At 39.7% G+C, this 18482-nt stretch carries 15 protein-coding genes; 8 read left to right on the top strand and 7 right to left on the bottom strand.

Annotation, left to right across the window (positions count from 1 at the left end; translation table 11 throughout):
* Positions 1-131 precede the first annotated feature (131 nt).
* A complete protein-coding gene (locus tag H6G41_RS07995) occupies positions 132-998 on the bottom strand; it encodes an alpha/beta fold hydrolase (RefSeq protein WP_190745274.1) in 867 nt (288 codons plus the stop codon).
* Between the two features lie 225 nt (positions 999-1223).
* Here H6G41_RS07995 and H6G41_RS07990 point away from each other — a divergent pair, with 225 nt between their 5' ends.
* The 3 genes from H6G41_RS07990 to H6G41_RS07980 are packed head-to-tail and all read left to right on the top strand — an operon-like array spanning position 1224 to position 3642.
* The gene (locus tag H6G41_RS07990; RefSeq protein WP_190745272.1) at positions 1224-2039 is read left to right on the top strand and encodes a DUF1206 domain-containing protein; all 816 of its coding nucleotides are present in this window, start codon (positions 1224-1226) and stop codon (positions 2037-2039) included.
* Positions 2040-2051: 12 nt separating this feature from the next.
* On the top strand, positions 2052-3206 hold the full coding sequence (locus H6G41_RS07985) for a glycoside hydrolase family 10 protein (RefSeq protein WP_190745270.1): 1155 nt from the start codon (positions 2052-2054) through the stop codon (positions 3204-3206).
* A 19-nt stretch (positions 3207-3225) separates the two neighbouring features.
* Positions 3226-3642 carry a DUF2358 domain-containing protein gene (locus H6G41_RS07980; RefSeq protein ID WP_190745267.1) on the top strand — a complete coding sequence of 139 codons (417 nt, stop codon included), beginning with the start codon at positions 3226-3228 and terminating at the stop codon, positions 3640-3642.
* A gap of 43 nt (positions 3643-3685) precedes the next feature.
* Here H6G41_RS07980 and H6G41_RS07975 read toward each other — a convergent pair whose 3' ends face one another.
* From H6G41_RS07975 to H6G41_RS07965, 3 genes are all read right to left on the bottom strand, one after another.
* Positions 3686-4936, bottom strand: a complete 1251-nt coding sequence (locus tag H6G41_RS07975; protein ID WP_190745265.1) for an ATP-binding protein — start codon at positions 4934-4936, stop codon at positions 3686-3688.
* 155 nt (positions 4937-5091) lie between these two features.
* Positions 5092-6066, bottom strand: coding sequence for a metal ABC transporter solute-binding protein, Zn/Mn family (locus tag H6G41_RS07970; RefSeq protein ID WP_190745262.1), 975 nt, complete (start codon positions 6064-6066; stop codon positions 5092-5094).
* 493 nt (positions 6067-6559) lie between these two features.
* Entirely contained in the window at positions 6560-7591 is a 1032-nt protein-coding gene (locus H6G41_RS07965; RefSeq protein ID WP_190745260.1) for a hypothetical protein, read from the bottom strand.
* A 20-nt stretch (positions 7592-7611) separates the two neighbouring features.
* Here H6G41_RS07965 and H6G41_RS07960 point away from each other — a divergent pair, with 20 nt between their 5' ends.
* The 3 genes from H6G41_RS07960 (at position 7612) to H6G41_RS07950 (ending at position 12042) form a co-directional block, all read left to right on the top strand.
* The gene (locus tag H6G41_RS07960) at positions 7612-7767 is read left to right on the top strand and encodes a hypothetical protein (protein WP_190745258.1); all 156 of its coding nucleotides are present in this window, start codon (positions 7612-7614) and stop codon (positions 7765-7767) included.
* A 224-nt stretch (positions 7768-7991) separates the two neighbouring features.
* Positions 7992-8954, top strand: a complete 963-nt coding sequence (locus H6G41_RS07955) for a serine protease (RefSeq protein ID WP_190745256.1) — start codon at positions 7992-7994, stop codon at positions 8952-8954.
* 739 nt (positions 8955-9693) lie between these two features.
* Positions 9694-12042 (top strand): adenylate/guanylate cyclase domain-containing protein, encoded by a 2349-nt coding sequence (locus tag H6G41_RS07950; RefSeq protein WP_190745254.1) that lies wholly within the window; start codon positions 9694-9696, stop codon positions 12040-12042.
* 60 nt (positions 12043-12102) lie between these two features.
* Here the strand turns inward: H6G41_RS07950 and H6G41_RS07945 are convergent, their stop codons facing one another.
* Positions 12103-12855, bottom strand: coding sequence for a hypothetical protein (locus H6G41_RS07945; RefSeq protein ID WP_242037832.1), 753 nt, complete (start codon positions 12853-12855; stop codon positions 12103-12105).
* Positions 12856-12961: 106 nt separating this feature from the next.
* Positions 12962-15052, bottom strand: a complete 2091-nt coding sequence (locus tag H6G41_RS07940; protein WP_190745252.1) for an S-layer homology domain-containing protein — start codon at positions 15050-15052, stop codon at positions 12962-12964.
* A 340-nt stretch (positions 15053-15392) separates the two neighbouring features.
* On the opposite strand from H6G41_RS07940, the gene sipA reads away from it, so the two are divergent.
* The gene (sipA, locus tag H6G41_RS07935) at positions 15393-15656 is read left to right on the top strand and encodes a regulatory protein SipA (RefSeq protein WP_190745250.1); all 264 of its coding nucleotides are present in this window, start codon (positions 15393-15395) and stop codon (positions 15654-15656) included.
* Between the two features lie 31 nt (positions 15657-15687).
* A complete protein-coding gene (locus H6G41_RS07930; protein WP_190745248.1) occupies positions 15688-16239 on the top strand; it encodes a peroxiredoxin in 552 nt (183 codons plus the stop codon).
* A gap of 213 nt (positions 16240-16452) precedes the next feature.
* Here the strand turns inward: H6G41_RS07930 and uvrB are convergent, their stop codons facing one another.
* Complete coding sequence (gene uvrB, locus H6G41_RS07925; RefSeq protein ID WP_190745246.1) at positions 16453-18450, bottom strand: excinuclease ABC subunit UvrB; 1998 nt, start codon at positions 18448-18450, stop codon at positions 16453-16455.
* Positions 18451-18482: the final 32 nt, after the last annotated feature.

The following is an 18482-nucleotide window of genomic DNA, read 5'->3' as shown; positions in this document are numbered from 1 at the left end:
CAAAATCACTCCTATTAAATTACTGTTAATTCTTGTAAAGAATTTGCATAAATTAATAGAGTTTTTTAGAATTTATTAATATAAATTGCCTAATGGCTGATTATTAGCGGAAAACAAGCATTTTTGCGCTTTTAAATCTCAAGAAAATCTTGCATATACTGATTGACTAATTTTGGCTGTTCTTGCTGAACCCAATGGCTACAATTGGGGATATATTTGATTTGCAAATCTTGAACATAAGCTTCTGTACCGTAAGTAAGTTCCTTACCTAAAGCCGTATCGTTTTCGCCCCAAATCATCAAAGTTGGTACAGTTAAAATTCCCCAATTTCTTTTAAAGATTCGCTGCCGCAAAGCGTTACGATAATAATTTAAAGTCGCAGTGAGAGCACCAGGTTTAGCAGCAGCATTTTTATAAGCTGCTATATCTACTTCAGTAAAAATACTCTTGTCAACTGCCATACCTTTAAATGCGCGTTCAATTGCTGCATAGTCTGAGCGTTTGATGAGTAATTCTGGTAGCCAAGGTAGCTGAAAAAAGAAAATATAGGAACTACGAATTAATTGTTGCAGAGTCAGTAAGCCTTGAGCAAATTTTGCCGGATGGGGCAAGTTAAGAATAATTAATTTTTCTAACATCTCTGGGTAAGTATAGGCGAAATTCCAGGCGATCGCACTTCCCCAATCATGTCCTACTAATACACATGTTTCATAGCCTAAGCCTTGAATTACTCCCGCAATATCTTTGACAAATTCATCCATGACATAAGCAGATTTCTTTTTTGGCTGATCGCTATCGTTGTAACCACGTAAATCTAAGGCGACAACTTTGAAGTATGGGGCGAATTCTGGAATTTGATGTCGCCAAGAGTACCAAAATTCAGGAAATCCATGTAACATCAGCAGCAAAGGGCTTTCACCTTGGGTAACGTAATGTAGTTTTACACCATTGGTAGTGATATATTCGTGAGTCCAAGAAGTTTGTATTACAGCAGTCATCAATCCTACTCCACTAGCTAAAATACCGAGAAAATCTCTCAGCGATAATTGAATTATGCTGATATATTTCTCATGGAAACATCTGTTAACAGAGAAGTTTTGTTAATAGTTGTTTAATTACTATCGATTAAAAATATTTGTTGAGTATTTACTGAATTTACCAATAGATAGATGTAGAGACCGAGTAAATCTTGCTAAAAAATATTATTTCTATAGGCAACTAATATGACACAACATCTGATGCATCATCCTTCAGGATGGGTGGAAAGATTAGCTAGATTTGGTTATGCATCCAAAGGAATAGTTTACGCTATAGTTGGGTTACTAGCGGCTCAGGTGGCTTTTGGTACAGGTGGGAGAACAACTGATACGCAAGGAGCTTTACAAACCATTGCGCAGCAACCATTTGGTCAGTTGCTGCTAACTTTAATAGCAATTGGCTTAATTGGATATGTGCTGTGGCGTTTTGTCCAAGCAATCAAAGATCCAGAAAATAAAGGTACTGATGCGAAAGGCTGGGCACAGCGAATTGGCTATGTAATTAATGGTTTTTTATACGGGAGTTTAGCTTTTAGTGCTGTACAAATTATCTTAGGTTCCGGGGGGAATAATAATAGTAACTCTACCCAAGATTGGACAGCAAAATTACTTACTCAACCCTTTGGTCAATGGTTAGTGGGAACTGGAGGAGCATTTATCATTGGCTTAGGCTTTTATCAGTTTTATCAAGCTTATAGTGTAAAGTTTCGCAGAGAACTAAATTTAACTGAGTTAAGCCATAAAGAACAAAAGTGGGTGATAGGTATTTGTCGATTTGGCTTGGTAGCTAGGGGAATTGTATTTTGTATTATTGGTTGGTTTTTGATTCAAGCTGCAACTCAATCTAATGCGCAAGCTGCTGGCGGTTTGGATGAGGCGTTACAGGCTTTAGCGCAACAAGCTTATGGCGCTTGGCTTTTAGGCTTTGTGGCACTGGGTTTAATTGCCTATGGTATTTATATGGTGGTCAAAGCGCGGTATAGTCAGCTAGTCGTGAATTAAAAATTGCGGCAGATGAGCTTGATAGAAATACGCGGTGTTTGGTTAACCAATACCGATAGTAAAGTACTAAGGTCTCAGCAACGCATTGCTGAGGCTATGGATTTTTTGGCGGAGACGGGATTTAATGTGGTGTTTCCTGTGGTTTGGAATCAGGGAGTCACTTTTTACCCTAGTCAATTGATGCAGCAAACATTTGGTGTAGAAATTAACCCTAATTTTATTGGACGAGATCCTTTAAGAGAATTAATTGTCGAAGCGCGACGGGTAGGGTTAAAAGTTATACCTTGGTTTGAATATGGCTTTGCGAGTTCTTACAAGGCTAATGGCGGGTTGCTGTTGCAGACGAAACCGGAGTGGGCGGCACGCGATCGCAATGGTAAACTACTGCAAAAGAATGGTTTTGAGTGGATGAACGCCCTCGATCCGCAAGTGCAAGAATTTCTGTTAAATTTAGTGCTGGAAGTTGTGAAGAATTATGATGTTGATGGGATTCAAGGTGACGATCGCTTACCTGCTTTACCTGCTGAAGGTGGCTATGATGAGCAAACTATCGCCCTTTATCGTCAACAGTTTCACCAAAATCCGCCAGCAAACCCTCAAGATAGGCAGTGGTTACAATGGCGTGCAGATATTTTAACTGAATTCTTAGCTCGTCTTTATCAAGAAGTGAAAGCAATTAACCCGAATTTAATTGTCTCTATGTCCCCCAATATTTATGATTGGGGATTTAAAGAATATCTGCAAGATTCAGTTAGTTGGCTCAATCGGGGAATAGTGGATATGATTCACCCGCAAATTTATCGTCGCGATTTTCTCAGTTATAAATGTATTATTAATCGCTTGATAACTGAACAATTTACAGATGCAACATTAACCAAGTTAGCACCAGGAATTTTAATGAAACTTGGTTCCTATTGTATTAGTCCTGAATATTTAATTAAGGCAATTGAATGTAATCGCAGACGAGGAATTAAGGGAGAGGTATTCTTTTTTTATGAAGGTTTGCGAGAAAATGATGGCGCTTTAGCTCAAGTACTGCGTAATAAACTGTATGCACAATCGGCATCGTTTCCCACTTTGTCTGATTTGAGTGTAGGTGTAGTAAATAATCAAAGAAGTTTATCTTTGTGGCAGAAGTTAGAACGGTTTTGGCGAAATCTTTTTTGAACAAGTGCGAGGAAACTTAATGCAGATACAACAGGTAATTGCAACTCTCAAACATGACTTACCGACTTTGTTTGAAAAAGATATTTCTTATGATATATATACCCAGGACATTTATTTTCGCGATCCAGTAAATAAGTTTAAATATAAATTTAATTATCGAATTATATTTTGGACTTTACGCTTTCACGCTCAGTTATTTTTCAAGCAAATTTACTTTGATGTTCATGAAGTTTATCAGTCCGCAGAAGATACGATTTTAGCGAAGTGGACAGTTCGTGGGGTTTTGCGCGTTCCCTGGAAAGCGAAAATCTTTTTTAATGGGTATTCAAATTATAAATTTAATCAAGATGGCTTGATATATGAGCATATAGATACTTGGGATCGCAAACCTACAGAAATTTTACGGCAGTTTCTGAAAAAAAGTGGCGGAAGTTAAAAGAGCGATCGCATCTTTTATGATCATAATTAAGATCAGGTAATTATTTTTTCAAAGTGAAAAAGAAAGTACTACCTTTACCTACTTCCGACTCTACCCAAACTTGACCGCCATACATTTCAACGATTTTTTTCACTAATGAGAGACCAATCCCCGTACTATCAGATTCTTCGTCATTGGCTAGCTTTTGAAAAATCTGAAATATTTTATTAAAATGCTTTTCTTCAATACCTATACCATTATCAGAAATCTTAAACTGCCAAGAACTATTATTTTCAGTGCAATCAATAATAATGTGACCTTGGGGTTTATCGATAAATTTTATCGCATTACTCAATAAATTTTGAAAAACTTGCCGGATGCGGGTTACTTCAATATTCACAAGAGGTAATCTATTTTTGATTTCTATTTCCATGTTTTCAGGTAGAGCTAGCAATTCAATTACATCTGTAACCACATTATTTAAATCGACTTGCTGTACTTCTTCTTTGAGGTTGCCTAATCGTGAATATTGCAAAATTCCATCGATTAAACTGTACATTTTTTGGACTCTATTAATCAGCAATCTGACTAATTCTTTGCCTGGTTCATCAAATGAATCATTATAATCTAGTAATAACCACTCCGACAAAGAGCTAATTCCCCGCAGCGGAGCTTTTAAATCGTGAGAAACTATATAAGCAAAATCATTTAACTCTTGATTAGCGCTGTTGACTTCTTGCAATAATTCTGCCATTCTTTCTTGGGATTTTTGACGTTGAATAATTTCTTGCTGAAGTCTCTCATTAGTTTTTGCTAGTTCCGCAGTTCGCTGTTCTACTAACTTTTCTAAACCTTCTTTATACTGTCTTAATTCAAGTTCTACTCTTTGGCGTTCTATATTTTCAACATGTAAAGCTTGATTAGCTGCTTCTAGTTGTGCTGGGCTAGGAAGAGCAAGTGCTTGGGGAACTAAAGGTATGAGGATGATTGCTGTGTAGAAAGAAATGAATCCAGTTAGAGCTTTTATGACACCGGATAGCCAATAAACAGGGTGCCAAAGTGTCCACACTTCCATTGCATGAGTAGTACCACAAGAAATGATGAATCCTCCAAATAAGAGAAATACTAACTTAAATGGGACATCTTCTCTTTTGCTGACAAAATATATCAAAGTCAGGGGAATTGAATAATAGGAAAGTGCTATCAAAGCGTCCGATATCAGGTGTAAACCTACTAAATCTGGCTTCCAAAGATAACAATGTCCATGAGGGATAAAATTTCCTGAATAAAAGAAATTATCAAGGAATTCCACAAATTTATCTCCAGCACCTAAGTTTCAATCAGCATACCCAACGTAGAAATTATATCTATAGGTGCAAATAATTGGTTTAGTTTCTTGCTAATAAATCTTATTTCAGATGCCATCAAGTATATCGATAGATGGCTAAGAATTAGCAATTTATAGCTTTAATTTGGAGCTTTAGGAGGAAATATGAGGTAAGTTCCGCCTAAACCTTCAACAATTGTGCGCGTGTTGGCTGTCATCATGGTTTGATATGTTTCAACCCCTGTTCCTCCTTCTCCTAGCCCATCAGAATAAAGGTTTCGTTCAGAAACTTTGACTGTGGCTGCTGTGGCTACAGATTCAATAGCATTAGAGTTAATTGCTGTTTCGTTAAAAATTGTTGGTATTTCAGCTTGTTTAATCTTTGTAGCTAAGTTTTTCATTTGTATGGATGTTGGCCTTTTGTTAGTGCTAATTAATGAAAGACCATAAGCTTTAGCATAATAACTCATCGCATGATGGGGAGTGACTAAGGTGCGTCTCTCTTCAGGAATACTAGCAATTCGCGATTTAATCCATTTATCTAATTGGGTAAGTTCGGCGTTAATTTTTACCTGATTGCTTTTATAAGTTTCAGCATTACTCGAGTCTAATTTGATTAAATTGTTGCTAATTACTTCCACCATTTTGATACCGTTTTTGGCATTGTGCCAAATGTGGGGATCGGTGACTATGTTCTTACCTTGACGGAACTTTTGTGGCTGAGTAACTGCAATTTGCGCTACAGGGATTTTAGGTGCAGAACTTTTAGTTGCTTTAATTAGTTTGATTAATCCTGGTTCTAAATTATAGCCGTTATAGAGAATCAGATTTGCTTGTTCTACTGCTGTGCGATCTTCCGGCTTTGGTTGGTAACGGTGAGGATCTGTACCAGGGGGAATCAAGCAAGTCAGGTTAATTTTATTCTTCGCAATCTGTTTAGTTAGATCGCATAAGATACTTGTAGTGGCAACAACTCGCGGCAGATTATAGTTAACTCTAGTGGTAGTTTGGGTAAATGAAGTGCTTGTGGCTTGGGTTCCACAGCCAACAACTCCAATTGTCAAAGTAAAGATTACAGCAGGTAAACAATTAATATTTAGTAATTTTCTTAACATTATTCACTCCGGCTGATTGTAATTTATTTTTAGTAAGTTTGCGTAATTAAAGATAAATGGTCATTTGTCATTTGTCATTGGTAAGAATTTTCAGTGTATTGAGATTTTGTAATATATTTTGGTTGATTTACTACCGACTTAGTTGATGCTGCATTTTGGGAGTCACTGCGCTTAATTTTTATGAGTTTGGAGTGAGCATTTCCGTGCTGTAAAATACAGGACTGAAGTCCTGACTACAAACATCTTTAAAAGCGCTACATAAATGCGATGCGCAGAGGTGTTGCAAAATACAGGACTGAAGTCCTGGCGACAAACATATTTGAATCGCCAGAGAAATGCGATCGCCTATGAGTCTAATTTAAAGAAATTGTAGCGGTGACTTTGCTGGATGTGGGAATATTTATGGTCATTGGTCAATTTTCAACAGTCAACAGTCAATTGTTAAGAAATTCTCAACTATTGACTATAGACATTTGATTCTGGACTCTGGACTCTAATTCATTTCCTGGATTTGTAAGCGAATGGTATGTTCGATAGTCCCACTCAGTTGCAATTCCATGATTTCGCCACCTAGGGGTTCTATGCTGCTAAGAAGCGATCGCAAATTTGGTGTACTTGCACCTGTATCTACATATAAGCGATCGGCTAAATTGCTAATGCGCTTCCAAGTCATGTATAACTTGGCGATGTTTTGTTCCATTTGCGATGCTTGATTGACTAAGTCAGCCGCTATGGTTAAACAACCGACTCGTTGCGCTTCTTCTAAGGCGGTTTCAATATTAACGTCGGCTTGAATTAAAGCTTGAACTTGAGCAGCGGATTTTAAGTATTTTGCCAGATAGCGGGCTTCGGTGGTGACTTGCTTTAAGGTATCGACATCCGGGTTAGCTGCTATTTCTTTTTGTAAATATTTTTGGTGCGGTTCTGGGAGTTTTTCGAGTTCCTTCACCAAGGGGGCGATGTAGCGAGGGGGAAGGGTGTTGTCTGCGGCTTTTACCTTCACTGGTTCAGGTAGTAACTCTGACGACATGGCTGTCCATTCGTCGGTGAGTTGACGGACTTCGCGCCGGGTGATGCGATCGCCTTTTTGGGCGGCTTCACTCACCATTTGTTGCACTTCCGGGGAAGCTTTGGAGGTTTCGACAAAGGCGCGTTTACTAAAATTATTGACTGCACCTGGGTCGAGTTTGCCTTCTTCTAGGAGAGTATCCGCACTGTTAGCTAGCTGAATCCAGGCGTAGGCTTGACTTTTACTAATTTCTCGTTCTTTGAGCCATTTGAGAAAACCAGTACCGCGACTATCGCCACCTTTTTTTTCGCGATCGCGGATCGCCCGTAAAATTCGCCCCCGCCAGATTTCGGTTTGTAAATCAAAGCGATCGCACACCTGCCATGCTACATCCAGCTGCTGTTGAAAATCCGACTCTGGAATCTGTTCGTCTTCTGGATCGGGCAGTTCAAAGGTAAGATCCGCTGGCTGTTGCAAAGCAGCAGCAATGTCGTTGATCGATTCGTTATATTCCACGACTGGTTGCCGAGTAGTGTATGCGTCGGCTTATTATGCCACAATCTGTGACTTTGGTACTAGTTAGAATCGCTGAATTTGTTCCAACCGTCAACCGTCAACACTATTTCCCAGTTAATCCCTTACAGGCGATCGCCCAATCTAAAGATTCTGTAAACTTCCAAAAAACTGCATAAGCTCCAAATCACTAGAGATATAGTAACTCGTAAGTATAAATTAGCTAACTTAACCAGATATAGGAGCCAGGGAGTTGAATAGTAAAGATAGTTAATCGCGATCGCTTTGCACCCAACAAAGCATAAAACATCCGATCCCTTCTGACTTGTAATTAGGGAACAAGTAATAGGTAATTTTTTCATTTCATCCCTAGCCCCCCTTTTAATCCTGGAGAAATCATCCAATGAGTAAAAAATCAGTATACAAGCAATCTTTAGCCCTGTTTGTTACCGGATTACTGAGTGCGATCGCTTTGGGCGGTTCAGTATCTGTCCAAGCACAGACTGAATCACAACCCAGTTCTCCACCTAAATTCACCGAATTCAAACCAGGTCAAACAAAAATCCAAGGTAATGGTAACCCATTTAAACCTTCGGGATTGAGACAATCTCAAAAACCAACTGGTGGTAGACGGGGAATTCCCGATGGTATAGACGATCGCGTCCCCATGCTGAGTCGAGATTACCCTTGGTCAACTATTGGCCGGGTACAAGGAACCACAACTGATGCTAAAAGCTACCACTGTACTGGTACTTTAATTGCTGACGATCTAGTGCTAACAAATGCCCACTGTGTAATTGATCCAGAAACTCATCAACTCAGTCAAAAAATTCTGTTTCTACCCAATGTGATCAATGGTGCTGTCAGCAATAGAAGAGATGTCGCCCAAGCAGTGCAAATAATTTATGGCACAAACTTTACTGGTGATAACCTCAGCGATCAAGTTAACGATTGGGCAATTATGAAAATTGATAAACCCCTCGGTCGCAAGTATGGTTATTTAGGCTGGAAGTCTCTACCACCTACAGCATTTATTAATAAAAAGGAAAAATTATTTTTTGTCGGCTACTCTGGTGACTTTCCTGATCCTAGTAAAAAAGGTTACGAGTACTTAAGTGCTGGTAAAGGATGGACAGCAGGATTTCAAGCTGGATGTAGTATTGTAAAAGAGGAGAACGATATCCTATATCATGATTGCGACACAGCCGGCGGTTCTTCTGGTGGCCCCATCATTGGCGTAATTGATGGACAACCATATATTGTAGCTCTGAATAATGCCGAACTTAAAAATAGAAGAACCAATCAAGATATCATCAATTTGGCTGTTAAAATCTCCTTCTTAGATCAGTTGGCTGCTAATAGGTAAAATCTTCGCTATTCAAGATTCTGGAATGTGATGAACATTCAGGCTGTAGAGGCTTTGGCTGCAAAGTCTCTACAGAAATTAACCTCTGATTCCATTTACTTACAGACAATGTTTGCCCTGGGATACTATTATTTCTAGCTCAAACCTGATGGCTAGGTTGTAGCTATTGTCTAGCTAAAGATGATGATCAACTTCTTTTTTTGAAAAATTCACCGATCAACAGTTAATTAGAAAAACAAAAATAGTTTAATATATTTGAGATATGCTTTCATATAGCTATCCTATCTCAATTGTGTAATTAGTCATAGAGGCAGGCGTAATCGGCGTTCTGGCAATAGATTTTTTTTCACTGAAAGTTAGGATTGCTACAGTGTCCTCGTCAAAAGAAGAGCCTGCTCAACAAAATTTTATTAATCAGCATCACATTAGTAATATATATTTACTAAATAGATATTTATTCAGCAATATATAAATTACTGGTAAACCAATGAACAATCGTTAAAAAAATTCGATTAAGCTTTGTATAGCTAATAACTATTGGCAGCAATAAGTTACAAAATTATCAGTGGTGCTGTGCGGTGAATTGTGAAAACTGAATGTTAGATATGGATTGCTAAATTCTCAGTAGAGGAATGGGGATATACAATCATGAGAATTGTATCCTGCTCTCATCTACATTTCTCCAATTTATACTGAGTTTTCATTCAGTCATAATTTGAATGCTTATTCCCTCACCAATATGAAATACCAGGTATTAGAGCGGATTTTCAATAAACCTTCTTTTCAACGCAAATTTGAACGCTTGGAACTGGATGGGAATTTACATATTTTAGATATGTCTGAGGAAGCAAAAAAATTTGCCGCTCAACCAGAAGAGGTGATTTTAGGAAACGATGTCCGCCTCAGTTTTCCTGAATTTATCGGTTTGGAAGGAATTTTTACATCTATCTTAGTAGGAGAACAGGAATTATTTGAATTAGAAGGGATTAGACGGGATTCAAACGAGACATCAGAAATTTACATAGATATATACATTATTGGCGAGCAAATTGATTCTCATGCCGAAAGTAAATTAATTGTTCTCATTGAAGAAGTAACAGATAGGTTAGCCCTAGAACATAAATTAGTCCAAAGATATCATGAAGCTAGTCTCCTATCAAGTACTTTAGTTGCTTACAAAAATTACATGGAACAAGTTATCAATTCAATGGCAGATGCCTTGTTGGTAACCAGTCCGGCAGGAATTATTAAAAAAGTAAATGCTGCAACTAAAAAATTATTCGGTTACAGTGAAGCCGAACTAGTAGGCAAGTCAATTTCCTTAATAATTGATGATTATGAATTATTTCAAAATGTATTACAAAAATATTTTTTGTCTCAGCAAAATTCCTCAAATATAGAAGTAGCTTGCCGCAGCAAAAGAAGAGAAAAATTATTAATAGCTTTTTCTTGTTCAGTTATTAAACATTTAGATAAATTAGAAGATATTATTTATATCGGTCGGGATATTACCGATCGCCAGCGCCGAGAACAACGTATTTGCGCGCAGTATGCTATTACTCGCATTTTATCAGAAGCCCAAAGCATCAAGCAGGCAATGCCGAGAATTTTGCAGGCAATTTGTCAAACTCTAGGTTGGGACTTAGGAGAATTGTGGACACCAGGTCAATATATAACTACATCGGTGCAAACAGATAGTAGCAATGCTGTACTGAGATGTGTAGAAATTAAATCAACTCGCTTAGTTTCAGCGCGGGAGTTTAAAGCGATTACTTGGCAGACTACTTATAATTCTGGTGTTGGCTTACCTGGAAGAATTTGGGCAAGACGTTCGCCACTTTGGGTTAAAGATATTGCTAATGATGATGATGTACAGCGATCGCCCGCCGCCGCCGCCGCTGGATTGCACGCAGCATTTGGCTTCCCAATTTTAGACGATAATAAAATTATTGGGGTTATGGTATTTTTGAGTCAAGAGGTGCAACAAAAAGATACAGAACTATTGCAATTAGTTGTTGCTATTGGTAGTCAAATTGCTAATTTTATCAAATGCAAATATATAGAAGCAGCTTTAATCGAAAGTGAAGAAAAATATCGGGATTTATTAGAAAATGCTAACGATTTAATTCAGTCTGTTAATGTTTATGGACGAATTTTATATGTGAATAAAGCATGGCGAAAAGCTTTAGGATATAGTCAGGCAGAAATTGCCGAAATGAATCTTTTTGATATTATTCATCCTGATTTTAAACAACAAAGCCGACAAAAGTTTTACAACGTGATGATGTCGGGCGAAACTTTAGAACAAGTGCAAACTGCATTTGTGACTAAGAATGGGCAAACAATCTTTTTAGAAGGCAATATTAATTGTAAATTTGTTGAAGGCAAGCCAGCAGCTATTCGAGGCATTTTTCGCAACATTACCCAGAGAATCTTAGCAGAAGCAGCACTACGTCAGCAACAGGAAGAAACTAAACGGCTGTTACAAAATATTTCTTCCGCAGTTGTTGTTCAACCTCCCCAAGCAGTAGATGTTGTCGCCAAAGATTTTGCGGAGGTAACAGTTTTATTTGCTGATATTGTTGGCTTAAGCAAAATTGCGGCTTCCATGAGTGCGATACAATTGGTTAGCTTACTCAATCCCATTTTTGCTGCTTTCGATCGCCTAAGCGAACGATATAGTCTCCAAAAAATCCAGACGGTTAATGAAGTATATATGGTAGTTGGTGGCTTTCCTGTGCGCCGATCGGATCATGCACAAGCCATCGCTCACATGGCCTTAGATATGCAAACTGCGATCGCCTTATTTAATAGCGAGCATCACCAACAATTTAACATCCGCATCGGCATTCACAGCGGCCCAGTTGTCGTGGGAATTATGGAAGTCGAAAAATTTAACTATCAGCGCTGGGGAGAAACCGTCAACCTAGCTAGCTGTATGGAATCTCAAGGAATTCCTGGACAAATTCAAGTTACCCAAAATACCTACGAACGTTTACGCAATGAATTTTTGTTGCAAAGACGAGGTGAAATTCGAGTTCCTAGAGGTGGGACAATGACAACTTATTTATTAATGGGGCGAAAATAATCTAGACAATGCCTTTGTTACGGCGATTGCCCTGGGTATTTTTAATAATATCTATAAATATCAATTTACGGCACTATTTTCATCTTTAATTTTTTCTCTTGTATAATTTCTTCCTACCATTGGCCTGGTAGACATAGCTTTAAGTTTTGATGTAAACGATTCAGTGCGATCGCTGGTTTCGGGGGTAAATTGTCCAATAGGATGGTGAGTTGCACTCGCTGGTAGTAGTCGCTGGGATTTATTATTGCTTTCTGGTTGGACACTGGGTTGTACAGCCGCCACTGGAGGCGCAGGAGTATAAGATACATCTGCTTGTTTATCTGGCTTGATAACAGGCTGTTGGGCTTCTTGAAGCGCTTTAACTGATGTAAGTTTTCTTTGGCTATATTCCCGATCTAACTGGCTGGGTAATCCAGAAACACTGGCGGATGCTAAATGATAGTTATTATTTTCCGGACTGAGACTTTTCTTGGCTGGATATAACACAGGGGTAGAGACGGAAGTTAAGCTTTCGGGAAATTTGCTACAAATCAAACGTTGAAATTCCATGTTGAAATGATAAGTCGCCTGCCCGCGCCGTTGCCAAAAATTTAAAATTTGCTGTACTGAAACTGCTTTGTAACGACCTTGATACAAGGCTTCAATCACGGCAATGTGTAGCCAATCAATGGGGTAATTGGTTTGCCAACGTCTAATTAGCTCACTGGCAGTATAACCGCTGAGGTCAAAGCTATAGTGAGTTAATAAGGCCGTTGCTAAGTCGGCATAATTGTCTGTAACTGGGGTTAACATGGAGCTATGAGCTTCAGACATAAGTGATTTTTGTTACCCATTGCTGATCAGCAAAAGAGCTTTTAGCTACAGGGTGCTTGCCCAAGTGTGTTTTAAATTAATAGGAAATGTTTCTTATTCTACTTGGTCAATCGCTTGTGTGGGAGACGATATATGGTGAATTAATTGCTTTTGTGCGCTGAATTGCCACTAATGCTTGATAAACCATTGCTGCTACTTCAGCGCGTGTCGCTTCACGAACTGGCACAAGCTGCTTAAGATCTGGGTAATTAACTACTATTTGCTGTTGGGTGGCGGTGGCTACGGCTTGACGGGCGTATTCGGGGATAGTATTGCGATCGCTATAAGCCAGTAAATTATTCATATCGCCTGGGGCTAAGCCTAGGCCGTTAACTAGGGAGACAATTACTTGTAAGCGCTGTACATTTTGATCGGGGCGGAAAGTGCGATCGCTAAATCCGCTGACAAATCCACCCCTAGCCGCAGTTTGGATGGCTGTAGCTGCCCAAAAATTCTTAGCTATATCAGTAAAATCTATACCTGGGCGTTTAGCTGTAGGATTAAACGCTACTGCCACTAAGGTTGCATACTGGGCGCGAGTCATGGGTTTATCTGGCTGGTAACTACCATCAGCAAAACCGCTACTTAAACCCATGCTAACTAAGCCGCGAATGAATGCTTCTGCCCAATGTCCTTTAAGGTCACTGAAGGACGGAATATTAATTTCAGGATTGACAATATAAGGCGAGGCGATCGCTTTTTCTTGACCAATAGCAACTAATGCTTGATAAATTAATGCTGCAACCTCAGCACGGGAAATATCCTTGACTGGTTCTAATTGTTCAGTTGTTGGGTAATTGACTACCAGAAGTTTTTGGGTAGCAACTGCAACTGCGTTAGTCGCATAACTAGGAATTTGGGCGCGATCGCGGTAGACACTCAACACATTCGGGTTCCCCCCACTCCATTGCAAACCATTGACAATTGACACGATTGCCTGAATTTTAGTTAAGTTTTGTTCTGGCCGAAAAGTGCCATCAGGGAATCCACTAATAAAGCCCATATTGGCAGCTCGTAAAATGGCTGAGGCGGCCCAATAATCTTGTTTAATATCTGTAAAATTACTGACCTTACTCCCATTTGGTGGTGGAAAAGTTTTGGCAATTATAGCAGCATACTGAGCGCGAGTGATGGGCGCATTTGGTTTGAAGGAACTATCAGGAAAGCCAGTGATTAAGCCTTTAGCGACTAAAGCCTCGACAAAAGCTACAGCCCAATGTCCGCCGAGGTCATAAAAACTAGTGCCAACAGATACTTGATGGGGAACTTCTACTGTAGCTGAGAGGAAATCGACTGCTCCTTTTACCTGAATAGGGTTTAATTGATTACCAACAGATACTAGCTGTAATGCGGTGACATTTTGTAAATCGAATTCTTGATTATCACGAAAAACATTTCCCGCCGAGTCTTGGGTATTACCTAAATCGGGGATCGCGTTACCGTTTACCAATAAACCGCCTTTGGTGTTTTTGGCGATCGTATTTTGCCGCAATACAGGCCTTGCATCTCGGGAAAGAGCGATCGCCGTTTGGTTTTCGGTTAGTTTATTATTTGCTACTAAAGGTGCAGCAAAGTCACTAATAGCGATCCCCAAGGTATTTTTCTGAAAAATATTCCGCAACACTTCCCCTTTGCTATTGCGTGCCATTGTTAACCCACTGGCAGCATTTTGCAAAAATACATTATCTAAAATTGCCGGTTTGGCTGAGCCTGTGGTAAATATTCCTTCCCGCGCACAGTTAATAAATGTATTGTTAGACACATTTGGTGCGGTTGATTCAATCCAAACACCAGTACCTTTAGAAGTGGTATTTGTGACAGTCACACCCCTCAGGCTAGCATCTTCCTGTAATAGCAACGTAATATTTTGTGTACCAAAGCTGGGACTTTGATAACTTCCACCGCCAATAATGACAATGCCAGCGCCTTTGTTAGCTTCATTACCAACGACAATTACCCCCACTGGGATAATTAAGGGAAATACCTCACCAGTAGCGGTACTATAAGTACCAGTCCCTAACTGAATAATCGTAAATTTTGTCGATGCTTTTAAAGCACGGGTGAGAGTTTTAAAGGGACTCAACCGCGAACCAGCGTTAGCATCATTCCCTTGTAGAGAGTTGACATAGATTGTGGACACGAGGGTAGAGTTCACCATTAGTTGTTTAAATTATGACAGCGATAAATAATAACCTAGTTATAATCACTCTTATAAAATAAATACATAGATTTGAAAATGGGCATTGGGGAGCCAGTGCGTTGCGCGGGTTTCCCGCGTTGTAGCAACTGGCATCATTGAGCATAGGGCATTGGGCATGATGATTTTCATACTCCTAAATTGAAGTCGGCTACATATAGGGTTTTGATGGGGAAAGATATCGCTCTTGGTGGACTAGCTGAAAAATAAAGGTAAGATTTTTCATGTGGAGGATGGGGTGCGATGCCCAATCCCTAATTCCTACGCCCTTTGACCACTCCTTGTATTATCACTATGTCTCATGTCTAAGGAATTTATCATTGGTAGTAAAGTCCGGGTGGTAGCACTACCACCTTACGTCAAAACTGCTGAACCTATGCCCATGCTGCGTCCGCCGGATGTGATTCACCTGGGTGAAGAAGGTACGGTAATCGATCGCCGTCCCGGTGGATACTGGGGTATTCGCTTTACCAAGGGAGCTTTTCTCCTCGATAGTCAATATATCGAAAGTACAGATAATCCTCCTGAATCTCAGCCAGAGTTAAAGGGCAACCAAGAATTGTAAACTTATGTAAAGTTATAATTCCGATCTGTACATGATATCTCGTCGTAATTTTTTCAGCATAATATTTGCCAGCTGTGTTGTCCTCATCAGTTGGCTAAACTTTACTGCTGTTGCTGATGCGTTAGGTGGAACGCTACCAAAAATTAATCAACCTGCACCAGAGTTTACTTTACCGACTAACACGGGTAACGGGACAATATCTCTCTCCCAATTGCGTGGTAAGTGGGTAGTGCTTTATTTTTACCCGAAAGACTTTACCTCTGGTTGCACCATAGAAGCGCGTCGGTTTCAGCAAGATTTACCCAAATATATCAAAAAGAATGCGCAAATCATTGGTGTGAGTGCAGATGATGTTAATTCTCACGCGGAATTTTGTGATTCTGAGGGGCTAAAATTCCCGCTATTAGCTGATACTACCGGTGCAGTGAGTAAAGCTTACGGTTCTTGGATTGGTTATGTCTCTATGCGCCACAGTTTTATTATCGATCCAGAGGGGATTCTCCGGGAGACATTTGTGAAAGTCAATCCGAATATTCACAGTATGGAAGTACTGGCACGCTTGGAGGAGTTACAACACATTTAACCTTACGTCGTTGACAGTTAACAGTTAACTGTCAACCATCAACTGAATTAATAGGACAGTGGAAGCCAGCCACAGCAACCATTACCCAAAGCATAAATTTATTAACTGGTGCTACACTCACTACCAATGCAGAAAAACAAGATTTTGCTTTAGCTTTTCATACCTAAGATAGAGGCGGCAGAAGGAAATCCTACCTCCTGCCTTTTTTAAGTACTAACGTCCCAGCATTTTATCTCGCAGATGCTTGATGCGATCGCGCAAACTCGCAGCTTCTTCAAATTCTAGCTTTTTCGCCGCTTCCTTCATCTGGGCTTCGAGTTTCACAATCAAGTCGGGAATGTCTTCTAAGGGTAATTCATCTATATGCTCATCTACTACTTTTAAGTCTGTTGCATTTAAGCGTCGAGAAACTTCTAAAAAGGACAAAATCGCATTACTAGATTTCTTCACAATTGGTTGCGGCGTAATTCCATGCATTTTGTTATACGCCGTTTGAATTCCTCGCCGTCTATCTGTTTCTTCAATAGCTTTAATCATGCTATCTGTCAGGTTATCGGCATACATGATTGCTTGGCCTTTGACATGACGTGCAGCTCTACCAATGGTTTGAATTAAAGAACGTTCGGCGCGTAAGAAACCTTCTTTATCTGCATCCATAATTGCTACTAAAGAAACTTCTGGTAAATCCAAGCCTTCCCGCAGTAAGTTGACTCCTACTAATACGTCAAAGTTACCTGCACGTAAATCTTGCAAAATTTCAATGCGTTCAATGGAATTAATTTCCGAGTGCAAATAGCGCACGCGAATGCCATTATCTTCCAGATATTCTGTTAAATCTTCCGCCATCCGCTTAGTTAAAGTAGTAACTAAAACTCTTTCATGAAGGTCAACTCTGTCTTTAATTTCTCCTAATAAATCATCAATTTGTCCTTCTGTGGGACGGACAAATATTTCTGGATCGATGACACCTGTAGGGCGAATTACTTGCTCAACTATCTGATTATCGGAAATCTCTAATTCCCAATTTCCCGGAGTAGCCGAAACGAAAATACATTGATTAACTTTCTCCCAAAATTCATCAGCTTTCAAAGGTCGATTATCAGCCGCACTAGGAAGTCTAAATCCATGTTCAATTAATACTTTCTTCCTAGCTTGGTCGCCATTGTACATGCCGCGAATTTGCGGGACAGTAACGTGAGATTCATCAATAACTAATAGCCAATCTTTAGGAAAATAATCAATTAAACATTCTGGTGGTTCCCCAGCTTTTCTACCAGCCAGGTGGCGGGAATAGTTTTCTACGCCGTTACAGTAACCAACTTCGCGCAACATTTCTAAGTCATATCTTGTCCGCTGATCTATGCGTTGCGCTTCCAATAATTTACCAGTTGCTTCTAAATCTGCTTTTTGTTGTTTTAGTTCTGCTGCAATATCGTCACAAGCAATTTCTAAGCGTTCTTCTGGGGTAACAAAGTGACGCGCTGGGTAGATATTTACAGCTTGCAAACTGTTGATAATTTCACCAGTAACTGGGTCAATATAGCGGATAGCGTCAATTTCATCGCCAAAAAATTCAACGCGAATAATTCTATCTTCATAGGCTGGGCCAATTTCTAACACATCACCCCGGACGCGAAACTTTCCCCGACCCATTTCTAAATCGTTGCGGCTATATTGCACAGATGCTAATTCTCGCAAAATTTGGCGTTGGTTGACTTCCATGCCAATTTTTAGGGGAATTGCAGCTTTGAGGTATTCTGCGGGAATCCCCAAACCGTAGATACAGCTGATAGAAGCAACGACGATGACATCACGGCGTTCAAAAAGCGATCGCGTCGCTGAATGGCGCAACATATCTATTTCATCATTAATCGAAGCTGTCTTCTCAATATAAGTATCGGTAACTGGAATATACGCTTCCGGTTGATAATAGTCGTAATAACTAACGAAATACTCAACAGCATTATGGGGAAAAAACTCCCGCAACTCATTACAAAGCTGTGCAGCCAAGGTTTTATTATGTGCCAATACCAAAGTGGGTTTACCAACCTTCTCAATTACCGCAGCTACTGAAAATGTCTTACCGGTTCCCGTAGCGCCCAGCAAAGTTTGGTAACGATTCCCAGCTTGGATACTGGCTACTAATTGGGCGATCGCATGTGGTTGATCGCCTGTCGGACTAAAGGGAGCTTGCAGACTAAATTCTGTCATACAGTTGTGCCAGAAATACCCTCTCCCATAGT

The sequence above is a fragment of the Tolypothrix sp. FACHB-123 genome (assembly GCF_014697075.1).
In the GTDB taxonomy this organism is placed as follows: Bacteria; Cyanobacteriota; Cyanobacteriia; order Cyanobacteriales; family Nostocaceae; genus Aulosira.
The sequence above is the reverse complement of the archived record's forward strand: the minus strand, read 5'-3'. Positions and strand labels throughout refer to the sequence as shown.